Origin of the sequence: Nostoc sp. UHCC 0252, from assembly GCF_034931145.1 — a bacterium.
In the GTDB taxonomy this organism is placed as follows: Bacteria; Cyanobacteriota; Cyanobacteriia; order Cyanobacteriales; family Nostocaceae; genus Nostoc.
On the sequence record NZ_JAYGHE010000031.1, the window covers coordinates 1 to 17,040 of the forward strand.

Annotated in this window: 12 protein-coding genes; 10 read left to right on the forward strand and 2 right to left on the reverse strand. The window is 40.3% G+C overall.

All coding sequences use genetic code 11. The annotated features are described in order from the left end of the window. Positions 1 to 270 (forward strand): hypothetical protein (locus tag VB732_RS17980; protein ID WP_323232270.1); only part of this gene is annotated, 270 nt, incomplete at its 5' end. Between the two features lie 13 nt (positions 271 to 283). Here the strand turns inward: VB732_RS17980 and ptsP are convergent. Together ptsP and VB732_RS17990 are read right to left on the reverse strand one after the other, a co-directional pair. Further along, on the reverse strand, positions 284 to 2,800 hold the full coding sequence (gene ptsP / locus VB732_RS17985; RefSeq protein WP_323232331.1) for a phosphoenolpyruvate--protein phosphotransferase: 2,517 nt from the start codon (positions 2,798 to 2,800) through the stop codon (positions 284 to 286). A 94-nt stretch (positions 2,801 to 2,894) separates the two neighbouring features. Further along, positions 2,895 to 4,088, reverse strand: a complete 1,194-nt coding sequence (locus VB732_RS17990; protein WP_323232271.1) for a hypothetical protein — start codon at positions 4,086 to 4,088, stop codon at positions 2,895 to 2,897. 307 nt (positions 4,089 to 4,395) lie between these two features. Here VB732_RS17990 and eis point away from each other — a divergent pair, with 307 nt between their 5' ends. The 9 genes from eis (at position 4,396) to VB732_RS18035 (ending at position 16,843) form a co-directional block, all read left to right on the forward strand. Continuing rightward, positions 4,396 to 5,574 carry a GNAT family N-acetyltransferase gene (gene eis / locus VB732_RS17995; RefSeq protein ID WP_323232272.1) on the forward strand — a complete coding sequence of 393 codons (1,179 nt, stop codon included), beginning with the start codon at positions 4,396 to 4,398 and terminating at the stop codon, positions 5,572 to 5,574. A 440-nt stretch (positions 5,575 to 6,014) separates the two neighbouring features. Next, positions 6,015 to 7,319, forward strand: coding sequence for a serine hydrolase (locus tag VB732_RS18000; RefSeq protein WP_323232273.1), 1,305 nt, complete (start codon positions 6,015 to 6,017; stop codon positions 7,317 to 7,319). 95 nt (positions 7,320 to 7,414) lie between these two features. Continuing rightward, positions 7,415 to 8,338: a DMT family transporter gene (locus VB732_RS18005; protein ID WP_323232274.1), complete on the forward strand. Its 924-nt coding sequence runs from the start codon at positions 7,415 to 7,417 to the stop codon at positions 8,336 to 8,338. Between the two features lie 628 nt (positions 8,339 to 8,966). Beyond that, a complete protein-coding gene (locus tag VB732_RS18010) occupies positions 8,967 to 10,670 on the forward strand; it encodes an alpha/beta hydrolase (RefSeq protein ID WP_323232275.1) in 1,704 nt (567 codons plus the stop codon). Positions 10,671 to 11,084: 414 nt separating this feature from the next. Next, positions 11,085 to 12,308 (forward strand): PQQ-dependent sugar dehydrogenase, encoded by a 1,224-nt coding sequence (locus VB732_RS18015; RefSeq protein ID WP_323232276.1) that lies wholly within the window; start codon positions 11,085 to 11,087, stop codon positions 12,306 to 12,308. Positions 12,309 to 13,072: 764 nt separating this feature from the next. Further along, positions 13,073 to 14,026: a YihY/virulence factor BrkB family protein gene (locus VB732_RS18020; protein WP_323232277.1), complete on the forward strand. Its 954-nt coding sequence runs from the start codon at positions 13,073 to 13,075 to the stop codon at positions 14,024 to 14,026. Between the two features lie 293 nt (positions 14,027 to 14,319). Beyond that, positions 14,320 to 14,979 carry a hypothetical protein gene (locus VB732_RS18025; protein ID WP_323232278.1) on the forward strand — a complete coding sequence of 220 codons (660 nt, stop codon included), beginning with the start codon at positions 14,320 to 14,322 and terminating at the stop codon, positions 14,977 to 14,979. 32 nt (positions 14,980 to 15,011) lie between these two features. Then, entirely contained in the window at positions 15,012 to 15,707 is a 696-nt protein-coding gene (locus tag VB732_RS18030) for a rhomboid family intramembrane serine protease (RefSeq protein WP_323232279.1), read from the forward strand. Positions 15,708 to 16,000: 293 nt separating this feature from the next. Beyond that, positions 16,001 to 16,843: a DUF2382 domain-containing protein gene (locus VB732_RS18035; protein WP_323232280.1), complete on the forward strand. Its 843-nt coding sequence runs from the start codon at positions 16,001 to 16,003 to the stop codon at positions 16,841 to 16,843. The last annotated feature ends 197 nt before the right edge of the window (positions 16,844 to 17,040 follow it).

Sequence of the window (17,040 nt, forward strand, 5' to 3'; positions counted from 1 at the left end):
GATGGTGATGTAACCTATGCTGTCGGCGCTAGAGCTTTAAATTTCGGGGTTGAGTTAGGAGTTGGCCCTGATGGTGCTACGGGAGTAGATGTTTTGAAATTTATCAGTTTACCTGTCATCTCACCTTATGTAGGAGTTGGACTTTATTCAGAAGATAAAGGTGTTGCAGTTTCAGGTGGCGTTCAGGTAGGTGCTACTGATAACGTTTTTGTTGGTGCTGGCTACAATTCTATTCGTGGCTTTAACGGGCAACTGGGAATCAGATTTTAACTTTACGAATTATTTACGCGGGGGGAATAACTGAAGTTGAGATTAGTTCTCTGACATGAACTGCGGAATCTTGCTGTAATGCTGATGCCACGATCGCTTCACTCTCAACTATACTCAACCGAGCGATCGCCTGTTTAACTCCAGGTATACTTTGAGGATTGACGCTTAACTCATCCAGCCCTAAGCCTAATAAAATTGGTGTTGCTAAAATATCTGCTGCCAATTCTCCACATAATCCTACGGAAATTCCGGCAGCATGAGCAGCTTGGATTGTTTGCTGCACCATTCGTAAAACTGCTGGATGTAGCGCATCAACTAAGTTTGCTACACGGGGATTAGTGCGATCGCTAGCCATGACGTATTGGCTCAAGTCATTAGTCCCTATACTAAAGAAGTCTACTTCAGCCGCTAATTGATCTGCGATCGCAACTGCTGACGGAACCTCTACCATAATCCCTACTTTCATCGCTGCATCAAAGGAAATACCAGCTTGATTTAATTCAGCCTGCACTTCACCCAAAATTACTTTAGCTGCATGTACCTCAGTTACAGTGGCAATCATCGGCAACATGATCTTAATTTGATGTCCAACACTAGCTCTCAAAATTGCCCGTAACTGAGTTTTGAAGAGTTCTGGATGATCTAAACAAAAACGAATTCCCCGCCAGCCTAAAAAAGGGTTAGCTTCAGGAAACCCTACTCTCAAATAAGGAAGTGGTTTATCACCACCGACATCTAAGGTACGAATAATTAGGGGACGATTATCTAAAACTTGAGCGATCGCCTGATACACTTCAAGTTGTTCTTCTTCTGTGGGAGCGCTGATTCTATCTAAATAAAGAAACTCTGTACGGAGTAGTCCCACCCCTTCTGCACCGCTAGCCACAGCAACTTGCACATCATTTATACTACCAATATTGGCAAAAACTTTAACTTGCCGACCATCACGAGTAATTGCTGGCTGATGTGCTGTAGCTCGTGCTTCCTGTTGAGCAGTTTGCCAAGCTGACTGTTTTGCTGCTAATAAATCTAGGATATGTGATTCTGGTTCTACCCAAGCCTTGCCGCTTTCACCATCAAGCGCCATTAGTGTACCATCTGCTAAATGCAACACTTGGGCATCTACTCCCAAAACTGCGGGAATACCCAATGTCCGGGCAATAATTGCACTATGAGAAGTAGCACTACCAGAAGTTGTACAAATACCCAACACCTTTGTCGGATCTAATCTAGCGGTATCTGAAGGGGTTAAATCAGTTGCCACTAAAATCGACGGTTCATCAAGATGCAAGTTAGCAAGGGCATTTCCAGCTAGTAATCGCAGCACCCTTTGCCCGACATCTACAACATCGTCAACTCGCTCTTGCAGATAAGAATCCTCAAGTGTTCGGTAAGAAGTCGCCACTTCATCGACTACGGCTTGCCAAGCTGCCTCAGCATTGATATGGTGGTCTGAAATACGCCCATAAGCCGCTTCCAACAATACTGGATCTTCTAAAAATAATAGTTGGGCATCGAAGATGGCGGCTTCAGTGTCACCAATTTGCAGAGATGCTTGGGAAAAAACTGCTTGAATTTCTTGTCTGGCGGTGTGAATTGCGGCTTGTATTCTTTGCCACTCTGCTTCAGGATCGTCTACGTGATATTCAGTAATGGTGATGTGAGTGGGTTGATAATGAACAACAGGTGCGATCGCAACTCCAGCAGAAGCTGCAATTCCTGAAAGTTCGCCGTGAGTTGCTGGTGTAACTTGGTGATGAAATGGTGGCGGAGAATTTAAGGCAACATTATCTTCACCGAAATTATTTGCAAATAATGCCCGTAATGCTTCCAGCGCTTCATCTGCATCAGAACCGGTAGCAGTAATTACTAGTTCGTGTCCTTGACGCACTCCTAAAGTGGTGACTTGGTTAATACTGTCACCCCGAACTAGCCTAGTGTTCCTCGTTAAATTCTGCACTAGAATTTGGGATTGAAATCGGGCTGCGGTTCCCACAAATTGAGCTGCGGGACGAGCATGTAATCCTAAGCGATTGCTGACAATTAACCGGATTTCTTTGGTGGGAAATTCTGGATTTCTGACTGCGATGTTCTCATTGACAACTGACAACGGACTAATAATTACGCCCAATTGAGTTGCTTTAGCTAAAAGTGCGCCGCGTGCTTCCGCCATGACTTGGCGAATGTTGCTACCAGCCGCCGCCGCCACAACAGCAGCGATCGCACCTTCTACTAGAGGTGCTTCACACAAATAGACTTTTTGCTGCTGTGCTTCTGGCAAAAACTCGATCGCCATTTCTGCACTTAGCAAAGCACTACCCAAATCCATTAATACTAAAACACCATCATCAGAGAAAACAGAAGCGATCGCTTCATAAACCTGAATCGGATCTGTACCCAATGGATTTTCAGAATCTTCAATCCCTGCTGCAACAGCGATGGAAACTTGGCCTTGAACCATTTGTGTGGCAAGTTCGCGCACACCTAGAGCTAATTGTTTACTGTGAGAAACGATAACAATTCCAATCACTGCCACACCGCCAAACTTGCTAAGGGTTTGCGTTTAGCCAGTTATCCATTACAGTTTCCCATTCCGCACCGCTAAATTAAGAGAACGCAGGACTTCAATACAATTGCAACTGCCCAAAGATATTTCGGTCTTTCCAGCTAGAAATCCGAATAGAATAGCCTTCTTTTACAGAAATACGTGGTGTCCATTCATAAACACCATCGCTAGCGGTACGGGAAGAAATGTTTTGGATAAGTTTGTCTCCATCGTACAACTTAATGGAGACATCACCATTAAGATTATCCCGCCACAATATTAAATAAGGCTGATCCTTCTTTGGAAGTACTTTAGAAACCGGCTGACTGATCAAGATTTTTGGCGCAACCTGGTTTTTACTTTTCTTACGCAATCCCAGATAATGAGGTAGGTTTCGGAAAGTAGGATTTTCTTGCACATTAGACAGTTGCGGAACAATAATATTTCCGTTTTGGGAATTGAATAAATAAGTGGATCTGCCGCCGTCAACAGTAATGATGTCGCCCTTAACTCCTAATTTACGTAATAAATCGGCTGCCTCACCTAGAGTTGCTTGATTCACTGTCATAATCAATAACAACTCATCACCTTTAACACCATCTTTGTCTAGAGTACCGATAACTTGATACTTATTTACTTGGTTTTTGCCTAATACTTTTGCAGGATGATCGCTGTATAAATAAGTGACGATCGCATTCTTTACCCCCTTTTGGTTGAGAGGTGTACCGCTAACCTGGTTGTAATCAGTAATATATGCCTGCTTATCATCCCAGACCAAGGCTTTGAGGCGAATATTACTATAAAATTTATCCTTTGGTTCTTTGATGGGGCCATAGGGACTATTGCCACCAGTGATAACTACACCATTAAGTTTAATTGGGAAGGATAATTGACTACTAGATTGGTATTGTTCAAAAAAAGAACAATTAATTATCGAAAAAACGTTATTGTCGTAAAGTTTCTTATATTCATCTGCAACTTCAGAAAACAATTTTTGTTTGAAAAAAGGGCTGTAATATTTATCTTCTCCCTGATAATATTTACCCTCCTTTAGACCCATATTATCGACTTCTCCGATGATTTGGTCTATGTGGATTTTGCCCAGATCGATAAGTTGTAAATAAGCTTTATTCCCATTGGTTAATTCTTTTTTATATAAAGCTGCCCCATCTATAACCTGGAGAGGCTGATAAGAAGATAGCGGATTGAAAGTATGGGCAATCCAAAGGCTACTCAAAATTGGCAGCAAAAAAAGCAATAAATAAGTAGGCATAATTAAATACAAAATGTCATTGCGAGCGAAGCGAAGCAATCGCAAAGTTTCTGGGATTGCTTCGCTTCGCTCGCAATGACGGAACAGATTATGTTTATTAACGCCCGTCTACTTAAATTGATTACAATATTCATCAGTATTTTATTTAGTTAAAAACAAGTATTCGGAATTATAATCTAAATTTGAATATCAGCCAGCATCATAGTGAGCGCTGAGGAGTAGGAAGAGATAAACCAATGACAAATGACAAATGACGAATGACAAATTGTAGTATGATTCTGATTTTGTAACACCAATGGTATAAGAGATGATGGCTCAATTTGAATACAGCACTCTCGCCCATCCACAGGATATCCAGCAACTGAAACATATCCTTGAGCAGTGTTTCATCAGCGCCTTTGATGGCGAGGAAGCTTACATTAACCTAATTGGCGTAAAAAATTTCCGCATTATTCGGGTATCAGAACAATTAGCCGGTGGATTAGCAACTCTGGATATGGGTCAATGGTGGGGTGGTCAACGTGTACCAATGACAGGAATTGCCGCAGTGGGCATTGCTCCAGAATATCGCGGTTCAGGAACTGCGATCGCTCTCATGCAAAACACCCTCAAAGAACTTTACGATAGAGGTATAGCAATCTCCGCTCTTTATCCAGCCGTTCAAACTTTGTACCGAAAAGTAGGTTATGAGCAGGGGGGTAGCTGGTGTATTTGGGAAATCGCTACCCAGAATATCCAAGTGCGGGAGCAACCCCTACCTTTACAGTCAGTAGAAAACATTAATCATCAAGTCTTTTATCAGCTATATCAGCAGCAGGCCAGACAAACGCATGGATATTTAGACCGACATCCGGCAATTTGGGAGCGAATAATCCAACCAAATGAGAAGGAAATAGTCTATACCTATTTGATTGGTACTAAAGACCAACCCCAAGGTTACATCATCTTTACTCAAGAGCGAACAAATGATGGTGAAATCCTCTTTGTGAAAGATTGGGTACTGAGTACGGTTGCTGCTGCACAAACTTTCTGGGCTTTTCTGGCAAATCATCGCTCTCAAATTCACCAAGTTCGATGGAAGAGTTCTGCAATTGATTCTCTGACATTGCTGCTACCAGAGCAAACTGCCAAGATTAAAAATACGAGTCGTTGGATGCTGCGGGTAGTAGATGTAGTTAAGGCGTTAGAATTGCGTGGTTATCCACCGGCAATCCAAGCTGAACTACACTTAGAAATTCAAGATACTTTGCTAAGTGGAAATAATGGTAAATTCATTCTTTCAGTTGCCAACGGACGCGGCGAAGTCACAAGAGGCGGAAAGGGTGAGTTGCAGCTAGATATTCGAGAATTCGCACCATTGTATACAAGCTTATTTACCCCCTACCATTTGCAAATAGCGGGAAAATTGAATGGGACAGAAACGGCTATCTTAACAGCTACACAAATATTTGCAGGTGCTTCGCCTTGGATGGCTGATTTCTTTTAAAGGGAGTGGGGAGTAGGAAAGAGATTAAACTGTTGTATCTCAAGTTTTTGCTCAACTCATATTCCCGATGCTCCCCAATCAATAAAAAATAACTTGGAAACATAATTAATTATTAGATCGTCGTTCCGCTAGATTAGTAATTTCTCTTGTTGTCAACTTACATCAAAAACAACGTTGTCAGCGTTGTTTTTGATGTGGATTGATGAATCAGAATTATTGAGCGTACTTATAGCGGTTCCAATTCAGATGTGGTACAAGATTATATTGCCAAGTGTAGGGGAGGGGCACGACAATGCCGTGCCTTACGGGTATACTTATCATCAAAAAAATAAGTCAATGAGATTTATACTTTTTTGTCCGGGATTTAAGTAGGATCATCAGAAAACAATCTAAGGTAAAGTTGATTAATTGCTACATAGTTGCATATTTACAATCACAACATGAAATCACACTTACTTGCCATCGGTTTAAGCAGTTTGCTTCTAGTTGCAGGACAAGCTAAAGCTTCAAGATTACAGTCTTGGTACTTTGACTCTAAGCAAAACCAATTACATTTAACTACAACTTCTGGAATTCAACCCAAAGCCTTTTTATTAGATAATCCTAATCGATTGGTACTTGACTTACCTGGAACTAGTTTTAATTCAGATACTGTCAAAAAAAGCTTTGGTAAAGCGATTAAAGAAATTCGGATCGGAAAATCAGATAATAAAACAACTCGTTTTGTCGTAGAATTAGCTCCAGGTTATCATATTGCTTCCCGTAACCTATCCATTAAGGGAGATTCTCGTTCTCATTGGATTGTAAAATTTAACTCCTTTGACCGTCAAGCCGATAAAACGGTTGGTGAAAATAGAGAAGATATTGCCATCAATTCCACAGATGCTGCAACATTTGCAGGAGTTGTAAACCTTGGTCAAGAAATGCAGGTTATCAGTTCTCAAATTCGCACATTATTAGCAAGCTATAAATCATTAAATCCGGGAATATTTTTCTTAGATTTAGATACAGGTAACTATATAGATATTAATGGCGAAAAAAGATTTGCGGCTGCCAGTACAATCAAATTTCCTCTGTTAGTAGCTCTTTTTCAAGAAATAGACGCTGGTAGAATTAAACTAACAGATAAATTAGTGATGCGGCGCGATTTAAGGGTTGGTGAAGCCGGAACTATGAAATACAAACCTGTTGGAACTAAATTTAGTGTCCTCCAAACTGCTACCTTGATGATGACCATTAGCGATAATACCGCCACAAATATGGTTCTTGATCGTTTGGGTGGTACAGCAAGAGTTAACCAACGTTTTCGTAGCTGGGGATTGCAAAATACAGCAATGCAGAATTTGCTTCCAGACATTCCTGGCAAAAATACAACCAGTTCCAAAGATTTGGTGAGATTGGCGGCGTTAGTTTCTAACAATCGTTTGCTATCTCCAAACAGCCGCAGTCAGGTTCTAGGCATCATGCGCCGTGTGAAAACTAATAGTTTGTTACCAGCTGGTATTGGTAAAGGAGCTACCATCGCTCATAAAACTGGTACATTAAGATTTATCATTGGTGATGCGGGTATTATTGAAATGCCCAATGGGAAAAGTTATTTAGCAGGTATTTTGGTGCAAAGACCAAACCACGATCGCAAAGCCGGAGATTTTGTCCGTGAAGTTTCTCGCAGAGTCTACAATTACCTAAGCCAGACCAGAGTTAGCAATGTAGAACCGAACTCTAGCGATCGCACCGGTTATTAAGCAACACGCTTGGGTTAAGCTTAAAATCTTTGGTAGAGACGCAAAATTTTGCGTCTCTACATTATTATCACCCCTACTTTGAGTAGGATATTTGAATGTCACTACATCAAAGTTCTGGTCGCTGGCGCTTAGGGCTAGCATTATCACTATTGACCGTTTTATTGTGGGGAATTTTACCTATTGCTCTGGCGATAACTCTACAAGTACTTGATGTCTATACCGTCATTTGGTTTCGCTTTTTAGTATCATTTTTACTACTTGCTGTGTATTTAGGAATACGTGGTAAATTACCAAAGTTAGAACAACTACGTTCTACTTCATGGAAATTATTAGCGATCGCTACATTATTCTTAGGGAGTAATTACTTCTTTTTTACCACAGGTTTATCACTAACATCACCTGCTAACGCTGAAGTTCTCATTCAATTATCTAGCCTTCTATTAGGTTTCGGAGGGTTAGTGGTTTTTAAAGAACGTTACCATCTTTATCAATGGATTGGTGTCAGTGTAATGATTTGCGGTTATGTTTTATTTTTTCGTGAACAACTAACAAATTTAGTTACAGCGCATGGCACATATATATTAGGTAGTATTTTTGTTGCTCTAGGAGCAACAGCTTGGGCAATTTATGCTTTGGCACAAAAGCAGTTATTACAATCTTTATCTTCCTCTAGCATCATGCTGATTATCTACGGGGGGTGTGCTTTATTATTCACCCCTCTAGCCAAAGTAAAATCAGTTTTTATACTTGCGCCTTTCCATTTAGGAATATTGATTTTTTGTGCTTTAAATACTTTAATTGCTTACGGTGCTTTTGCCGAATCATTAGAACATTGGGAAGCATCACGAGTAAGTGCAGTCATAGCTTTAGCTCCCATTGTAACATTAATATTAGTTGCACTTGTATCAAGTGCTGTACCTAATTTGATACCTTCAGAACACTTCAGTTTTATAGCACTATCTGGAGCGGCTTTAGTAGTCACAGGTTCAGTAGCGATCGCACTAGGAAAAGCTAATTAACAGTAATAATTTTCAGGATTTTTACTGATGATTTCCATCTAGTAAATTTGTGCCATCTTTAAAGCTACAACATAAACACTGAGGCGGACTATTTTTTATTTGTTATGATTTGATAGTGAAGGCAAGCTACGGGGTCAGCCTCTCGTAAGATGAATAGTTTACCCATCTGTGTGACTCTGTAGTATTTGATTTTTAATTTCTAGCCAAGAGAAAAATTCTTGAAAAAGAATTCATAAATCAGAATTCAGGAGTCAGTTGAAGAAGAATTCAGAATTCAGGAATCAGAATCAATCAGTCGAGGATTCAGATCGGCGCAGGATTGATGACTACTAAATCTACGATTTAGTGGGGGTTTTAAACCCGGTTATTCATCCGCCAGTCGTACACAATTCATGCTGTTAGCGGTAGCGGGGCGTTTAGCCCATTCTGACTCCTGACTCCTGAATTCTGTTCGATAAAGCTTTCTACATTCGCAAGTCATACACAATTCATACTGAATTATAACGACTGACTCCTAAATTCTGTTTTGATAAAATTGAGGCTAAAAACTTTAAGTAAACCAAGCAGGGTGTCCGAATAACTACCAAAGCCAACACTGATAAAACAAGATCACCGAAACAGTTGAGCGATGAATAGTTTGTTTGGTAATTGGGCCAGCAGCCTCAGAAAAAATTCCCTATTGCTGGTTCTTTCAACACTGCTGCCAATGTTTGGAATTAGCAATTCTGTCTTGGCAGCAGAGCGGATTTATGCATCTTATTCAGCTTTAGAGCTATCCATTTCAGTTAATACTTTAGAAAACTATGTCAAAACAGGCGTAATTAACGAAGACTTGGCAGCATATCAGCAATATCTGCCTTTAGAACGGCTTCAAGAATTACGGCAGATTTTACTTGAACGTGTAAAAGTTAGTCCGGTAGTACTTTCGCAGCTTCTCTACACACCGCAGGGAGAATTTTTACTGCATCGGCTGGCACAAGTCATTAAAACCAGTCAACCAGGATTTGGTAATTTGCGTTCAGCGCTAATTTCAGCCTCTGCTGAATCGGGAGGCTTGACACTTTTAAATGTGTTGCGTAAATATCCCAAAAGTAGCATTCACCTTGATGTCGCAGGGACTTTAGAAATAGCTACAGAATTAGAGAAACTTGTTAATCAAACCCATAGTGCGATCGCAGCAGTTGCCCAAGAGTCTAAAATAGAAGCTGCTAGCACGCCACAACCAAATTTCTCACAATTGCCTGATTTGAAGGTTCCGGGCAAATTTAAGTCGCAAAAATACACCCTCAAGTTTTTCGATTCAAAGCGCAATCGGCTTTTATTGACTGATGTTTACATTCCCAATGTTCAGAAAACTGCACCCGTAATTGTGATTTCTCACGGTTTGGGTTTAGATAGTAGCAACTTTCAATATTTAGCCACGCACCTATCCTCTTACGGATTTGCCGTTGTCGTTCCCAATCATCCTGGTAGCGATGCTAAACAGTTGCGTTCTCTGCTAAAGGGACACGCCGTTGAAGTAGCAGAACCAGGTGAATTCAAAGACCGGCCAATGGACATAACATATATATTGAATCAATTGGAAAAAGATAATCAATTTGATTCAAGGTTTAAAGGTCGCTTAAATCTGCAACAAGTCGGAGTATTTGGTCAATCTTTGGGAGGCTACACAGCCTTAGCACTGGCAGGCGCTAAAATCAACTTCGAGCAGCTAAAACAAGACTGCCAACCAGCAGCACTCCAAAGAACCTGGAATATGTCTTTACTGCTCCAGTGTCGCGCTTTGGAATTGAGCATTAGCAAGTCTGGCAAGGATTATAACCTGCGGGATGAGAGAGTGAAAGCTGCGATCGCAGTGAATCCCATTACTAGTTCTATTTTTGGCAAAGCTGGCTTAAGTCAAATCAAAACTCCAGTGATGATTGTCAGCAGTAGTGATGATACAGTTGCACCAGCTTTATCGGAGCAAATTCTACCTTTCTCCTGGTTTGCGAATTCCCAAAAGTATCTCGTCACCCTTGAAGGTGGTACACACTTTTCCACCATTGGTAATGGCAATCCTGCAAATCAACAAGTAGCATTACCTGCCGATATGATTGGTGATGCTTCCCAAGCGCGTCGTTACATGAATGTTTTGAGTTTACCTTTCTTCCAAACCTACGTTGCAGGAAAGCCGCAATACACCCCTTATCTGAATGCAGGCTACGCTCAAAGTATTTCTAGTAAATCGCTTGGATTGAGTCTCGTCAAGTCATTAAGTACAACCGAATTAACTCAATTACTGGATATCAAAGGAGCCAAAACCGTAAAAAAAAAGTTCCCAACACCATAGTCAGCTTCGGATTTTGGATGTTGGATATTGGCGTTGCATTGCTGCATGTAATGATTTTTATTTGACGTAAAGAAAACTGAGGATTGGGTGTCAAATCGATACCCACCACTAAATTTTCAAACCTCTTTTTGAGAAACTACTTGCCTTCGACTCTGTTAGGCTTGAAGTAGGTCTGTAGATAGAGGCTATGAGGTTGAGTATATTTATAATGGTAACTGGATAGTCAAAACACTACCTCTATCCCTAGTAAATTTACAGAATGTTTCTATAACACTGTTATCTAATGAATAAATCAGAATTCAGGATTTAGGAACGGAGTCTTTGTCTTTGTTCCTAAATTTTGAATTTTTAAGTATTCTTCAAGTAGCTATTTTAAAGCCTACACAAGCAGAAATTTTTGGGAAAAATATAGTTATGAACATGACAAGAATTGTTGCAGGCAAACTAGTTATTGCCATGTTTACACTAGGAATTTCTTCTTGCGTTTCACCAACATCTGAATCAGCAAACACTAACAATCAAGAAACAAAAGCAACAGAACAAGTCAGTCAAAAAACTTCTAGCAATAATCAATGTACTCTCGTTGATAATGGCTTTGGTTCACAAGGAAAGGTGAATGTACAGGCTGAAGAAGTGGTAACAGGTCTTGAGGTTCCTTGGGGAATTGCCTTTCTACCAAACCAAGATATGTTAGTCACTGAACGACCTGGACGGGTTCGCCTCGTGCGGGATAGTAAACTCGTCCAAAAACCTGTAGCTACTATTGATGTTGCAGATAGCGGTGAAGGTGGTTTACTTGGCATTGCGACTCATCCCAACTTTGCCGAAAACCGACTTTTTTACGTATACTATACTGCTGATAGAAATGGGTCGCAGGTGAATCGCGTTGAACGATGGCGATTATCCCAAAATGGACTCAGTGCTTCGTCAGATAGAATAATCCTCGATGATATTCCCGTAGCGGTGTATCACAACGGTGGTCGCATTCGTTTTGGTGCTGATGGAATGCTCTATATTGGAACTGGCGATGCGCGAGACCCGCAAAGTTCCCAGGATATTAATAGCCTCGCTGGGAAAATCTTGCGTCTGACACCTGATGGACAAGTGCCGCAAGACAATCCGTTTCCAAAAAATCCCGTATATATCTCTGGCATTCGCAACACTCAAGGGTTTGATTGGCATAATGCATCAACACTATGGGTAACAGACCACGGGCCCAGTGGTGAGTTAGGTAGAAGTGGTCACGATAAAGTCAGTGTCGCCAGAGCAGGAGACAACCTCGGCTGGCCAACTATCTACCGTTGTGAATCAGGAGAAGGACTTATCACTCCGTCCATTGTTTGGCGTCAAGCTTTACCTCCGGGTGGGGCAGCAGTTTATACTGGAAATTCTATTCCTGAATGGAAGGGTAGCTTAATCATTCCTACCCTCCGCTCCGAACACTTGCAGCGTGTCGTTTTCAACCCACAATCACCCCAGCAAGTCGAGCGTCATGAGGTGTATTTGCAAGGTAAATACGGACGACTCCGAGAGGCAATTATGGGGCCAGATGGCGAGTTGTATGTCACAACTAGTAACTGTGATGGACGAGGAAGTTGCCCTTCACAGCAGGATAAAATTCTCCGCATTACCAAATGAAAAAGATGAAAAGCTCACGCACAAATATAGAGAGCAAGAGTTTTAAACCACTGATTTTTTTTAATTTCATCCTTTTATTCAAAAACGCCGAAATCGTTTATAGCAATTATTTTTCTCTCTCTTTAGGGAGCATCACAAATGTGTAAAAACATAATTTGTCATTGCGAGCGTAACGCAGTGAAGCAAAGCAATCGCAATGTACAGATGGGGTGCATCCCAGTTTTTATTTTGCACTGAAAGAATAACTGTCATTGCGAACGCGAGTGCGTCTCGTAGGACGGCGTTCGCAAGAGCGTGTCGCAGGCAAGCAATCGCATGGACTAGTTCTTAGTTGGAGATTCTGCGATTGCTTTGCTTCACTTTGTTTCGCTCGCAATGACATATAAAAAAGTGTGATGCTCCCCTCTCTTTATAATTACGAATTAGTAATTATTTCGGTAAATTTTTCAAATTTTGTTGCAAGTCAAGTAGCAGCAGTAGTTGGTGCTGTCACTTTTTGTTCACATTTTTTAGCAATAATGAAGATTGTTAGAAAAAGAGGTTACGAATGTTAATAGTAAACTTCTTGCTAACTTGGCTAGTTGGCGCTCTATCGCTATTGCTTACAGCCTATTTTGTACCAGGCTTTGAGTTTAACGCTTAGAATTAGTGCGATCGCAAATTTATTACTACTGCGGTAGATGTTTTAGGAGTGTTTGTTTATCTAATGATAGCAAGGGTCATTTTACAAATATGAGTAGGCTGCCAATCAAACAATTTTTATTATGCGGTTAAGACAAGTTTGGAGACTCTTAAAAGAAACGTTTTCAGAGTGGCAAGTCAACGAAGTATCTCTTTTGGCATCATCCCTAGCTTATTACACAGTATTTTCTATTGCACCTTTAATGGTGATTATTATCACAATACTTGGTGCAATTTATGGAGAAGCCACAGCGCAACAACAGATTGTTAACCAAATGACAAAAATAGTTGGTGAACAAGGTGCAGAATTACTTGCCACTGCGATCGCAAATTTAAGACAAGATGCTAGGGGGGGATTATTACAACTAATTTTTACTATCGGCTTCCTCATTTTTGGTGCTTCTGGAGTTTTTGCCCAAATTCAGTATGCGCTCGATAAAATTTGGGAAGTAAAACCAGAACCCAAACGGCAAATCTTTCATTTTTTGCGAAAACGGGTTTTATCTTTTGCAATGGTGTTAGTCATTGCTTTTTTACTATTTGTTTCTTATATAGTCAGAAACGTTTTATTCGTCACAGTTAATTACTTAAGCGATTTATTGCCTGGATTAAGTTCTCTGTGGCAAGTTCTCAGCTTTTTACTCTCATTTAGTATTCTAACATTTCTATTTGCCGCAATATATACCATTTTACCCGATGCTCAAGTTGCATGGCGCTGTGCTGGAGTGGGTGCGGCAATTACCTCCATCTTATTTATGATTGGTCAATTTTTCTTTGGGTTATTTCTTAGCCAAACTGATATTGGTTCTGCCTATGGTGTCGCTGGCTCGTTCGTAATTATTACTACATGGATTTATTACGCCGCTCATATCTTATTTCTAGGAGCAGAGTTTACTAAAAATTACGCCAAAATGCACGGCTCTCCTATTATCCCAGAAAAATATGCTATACATACTTCCGGCAAAAATCAAAACGAATCTCAAGAACCTAATTCAGACAGACATAATAATCAACGCAGGCCCAAGCGTTCTCGATAAAATCTTTCTTTATTTCATCCACATTAAATTATATAAATTATAAGCCAACTATCAAAAGATATAAATTTGCTTGCTGGTTAATTTCTAAAGAATTACACATTTTCAGTATCCAGACAGATGAATTATTTAATAAGTTAGGCATCTTACTTTTAACTATGTTTTCTACTTGAGCAAATTCATCACAGAATAAAACAATTTCAACCAAATTACTAGCAAACATTTAATATCTGTCACTTTCTCTTCACATTTGTTGCCAATACTAGAAACAAGAGGATAAAAAGGAAGGAATATTTATGATTACAACTCTTGTCCAGCGCACTTCTATTCTACTAGCGTGTGCTACTGTGGCTGTTATTGGTGTTACTTTACCAGCTAGTGCTGAAAATACACACTCTCCTTCGGCTAATACTGTTACAAATCAAGCAGAACAAGTAAGTGAAACTCCTGCGACTAATCTTAATTCTGCATCTGACTTGATTATAGAATCAACACAACCTTCCTCAGCCATTGAATCTGAGAAGGTAGCTCAAACTTTTGAGCCTGGTAGAGCCACCCGTTCTGGTTCTAGCTATTTTGGTGTTGCTGGTAATATTGGTATAAGTGGCAATACACGAGTAGGTGAAAGTTCATTTGCTGTAATTAGCAAAATCGGACTTACACGAAATTTATCTTTTCGTCCTGCGGCTTTAGTTGGGGATAATACAGTTTTTCTTGTGCCGCTTACTGTAGATTTCCCCCAAGAAAATTTGGAAATCACTCAACTGAGTGTAGCGCCTTATATTGGTGGTGGCATTGCAGTTTCTACAGGTAGAGATAGCACCGTGGGCGCATTAATTTCTGGGGGTGTAGATGTACCTTTGACCCCACAAATTACAGCAACGGGCGGGGTAAATGTCAGTTTTATTGATGAAACTGATGTAGGAATTTTACTAGGTGTTGGCTACAACTTCTAAATATTTTCAAGTCGCAATTATCAGAAAAAACTGTGGTTCCTCTGCGCGATAATAATCCTACAACAATTACCCCGTATGTTACCTATGGGTTAATTGTTACTAATATTCTGGTTTTTCTTTATCAACTGAACCTAACACCGCAACAATTACAAAGATTTTTCTACACGGCGGCGCTAGTACCATGCCAACTTTCAACCACTTGTCCTAGTGGTTTGGAGAGTCAGTTAATACCAGAGTGGATGACCTTAATTACATCTCAATTCTTGCATGGTGGTTTTTTGCACTTAGCAGGAAATATGCTGTTTTTGTGGGTTTTTGGTAACAATATTGAAGACCGCTTAGGTCATGTAAAATATTTAATTTTTTATCTGACGTGCGGCATTTTAGCAGCGCTATCTCAGTGGTTTTTTTCACAGAATTCAACGATCCCTTCCTTGGGTGCAAGTGGTGCGATCGCTGGAATTTTGGGTGCATACATTCTCCGTTTCCCAAAATCCCAAATTCTGACCTTAATTCCCTTGGGGTTTTTCTTGACCACGGTACGAGTTCCGGCATTTTTCTTTCTTGGGTTTTGGTTTGCCCAGCAAGCATTCTATGGTATTGCTAGCTTACAGACTCGCTCCAATATTGGTATGGAAAGTGGGGGGATTGCTTACTGGGCACACGCAGGAGGCTTCGTCTTTGGAGCAATTCTCGCTCCTTTATTTGGATTGTATAAGCGCCGTTAGAAAATTTAAATATCTCACTCAAGAGCTACTACCTTGGGCGGATAATCTGGGTGCGTGCGATCGCTAAACAATCATAATCATTAAATATCCCCCTCCCAACTATTACCACTGGGTTTTTCTATAGAAAAACCCAATATCTAATTTTATTTAGTCATAAATCCACTAACTACAAAAATACTACTATTAATATAAATTCAAAAGCTACTACTAGTTAATCTTCCAATAGTAAGAGGCGTTTTTGATAAATTTTATTAAAATGGTAAACAATGGATAAAGCATTGGAGAATAAACAAATGGCACTTGTAAAACTAGAACAATCCTACCCAGACTATCGAAAAAATTCTTCTGGAGTAGATGATATGAACATCAATAACTTTGATGTTTATACGGCAGCAAATGAAAAAGTTGGTTCAGTTCATGACATTTTAGTTGATGAAGAAACAGGGAAATTCCGCTATTTTGTAGTGGATACAGGCTTCTGGATTTTCGGTAAAAAAGTCTTGCTACCTGTTGGTCTTGCCGACGTTCATTATACTGACAAGCGAATATATGCCAAAGGTCTGACTAGAGAGCAAGTAGAAAATCTGCCTAACTTTGATGACTTAGAAACGATTGACTACGACTACGAAGAGCAAGTACGCGGTATTTATCGGCCTGCGGCTGCTACTCCTACTAAGACACAGCCTGCTGCTTATGACCGCAGCACTTACAAACATGAGCAAGAACCCTCGTTATACAATATTAACGAACAGGATGGTAAAACTCTGAAGCTGTACGAAGAACGATTGATTGCTAGTAAGCAACGCCACAAGACAGGAGAAGTTTCTGTTGGTAAACACATCGAAACTGATACTGCTAATGTTGCAGTACCAGTAGAAAAAGAGCGAGTAGTAATTGAGCGTACAAGCCCCACAAATGCTACGCCAACTCGTCCAGGTGACGCAACTTTCCGTGAAGGTGAAGTAGCTCGTATGGATATTTACGAAGAAACGCCCGATATCCGCAAAGAAGCTGTTGTACGGGAAGAAGTGCGAGTCAAGAAAGTTGTAGAACAGGATACAGTTCAAGCTCAAGAAACTGTTAGACGCGAAGAACTTGACATAGATACTCAAGGGCGTTCTCTGACAGAAAAGTAAGTTTTTTTGCATGAATTAAAAGCCTTGACCCTAAATCCTTCTTCCAAGCTTGGGAGAAGGATTTAGAAATTAGCCCCCCAAATAAAACAAAGGTAAAATCAAACTAAATGGCGCAATTAGAGCATAATTTTCCTGGTAAATTGCTGGGGGCTGGGAGGTCAGGACTTTTCTATTTTGTGATAACTGGTTTTGCCCTC

Bases quoted from the DNA above. Each gene is read 5' to 3' on its own strand.
- VB732_RS17990 (WP_323232271.1), bottom strand. From the start codon at position 4,088: ATGCCTACTTATTTATTGCTTTTTTTGCTGCCAATTTTGAGTAGCCTT.
- eis (WP_323232272.1), top strand. From the start codon at position 4,396: ATGATGGCTCAATTTGAATACAGCACTCTCGCCCATCCACAGGATATC.
- VB732_RS18000 (WP_323232273.1), top strand. From the start codon at position 6,015: ATGAAATCACACTTACTTGCCATCGGTTTAAGCAGTTTGCTTCTAGTT.
- VB732_RS18005 (WP_323232274.1), top strand. From the start codon at position 7,415: ATGTCACTACATCAAAGTTCTGGTCGCTGGCGCTTAGGGCTAGCATTA.
- VB732_RS18010 (WP_323232275.1), top strand. From the start codon at position 8,967: ATGAATAGTTTGTTTGGTAATTGGGCCAGCAGCCTCAGAAAAAATTCC.
- VB732_RS18015 (WP_323232276.1), top strand. From the start codon at position 11,085: ATGAACATGACAAGAATTGTTGCAGGCAAACTAGTTATTGCCATGTTT.
- VB732_RS18020 (WP_323232277.1), top strand. From the start codon at position 13,073: ATGCGGTTAAGACAAGTTTGGAGACTCTTAAAAGAAACGTTTTCAGAG.
- VB732_RS18025 (WP_323232278.1), top strand. From the start codon at position 14,320: ATGATTACAACTCTTGTCCAGCGCACTTCTATTCTACTAGCGTGTGCT.
- VB732_RS18035 (WP_323232280.1), top strand. From the start codon at position 16,001: ATGGCACTTGTAAAACTAGAACAATCCTACCCAGACTATCGAAAAAAT.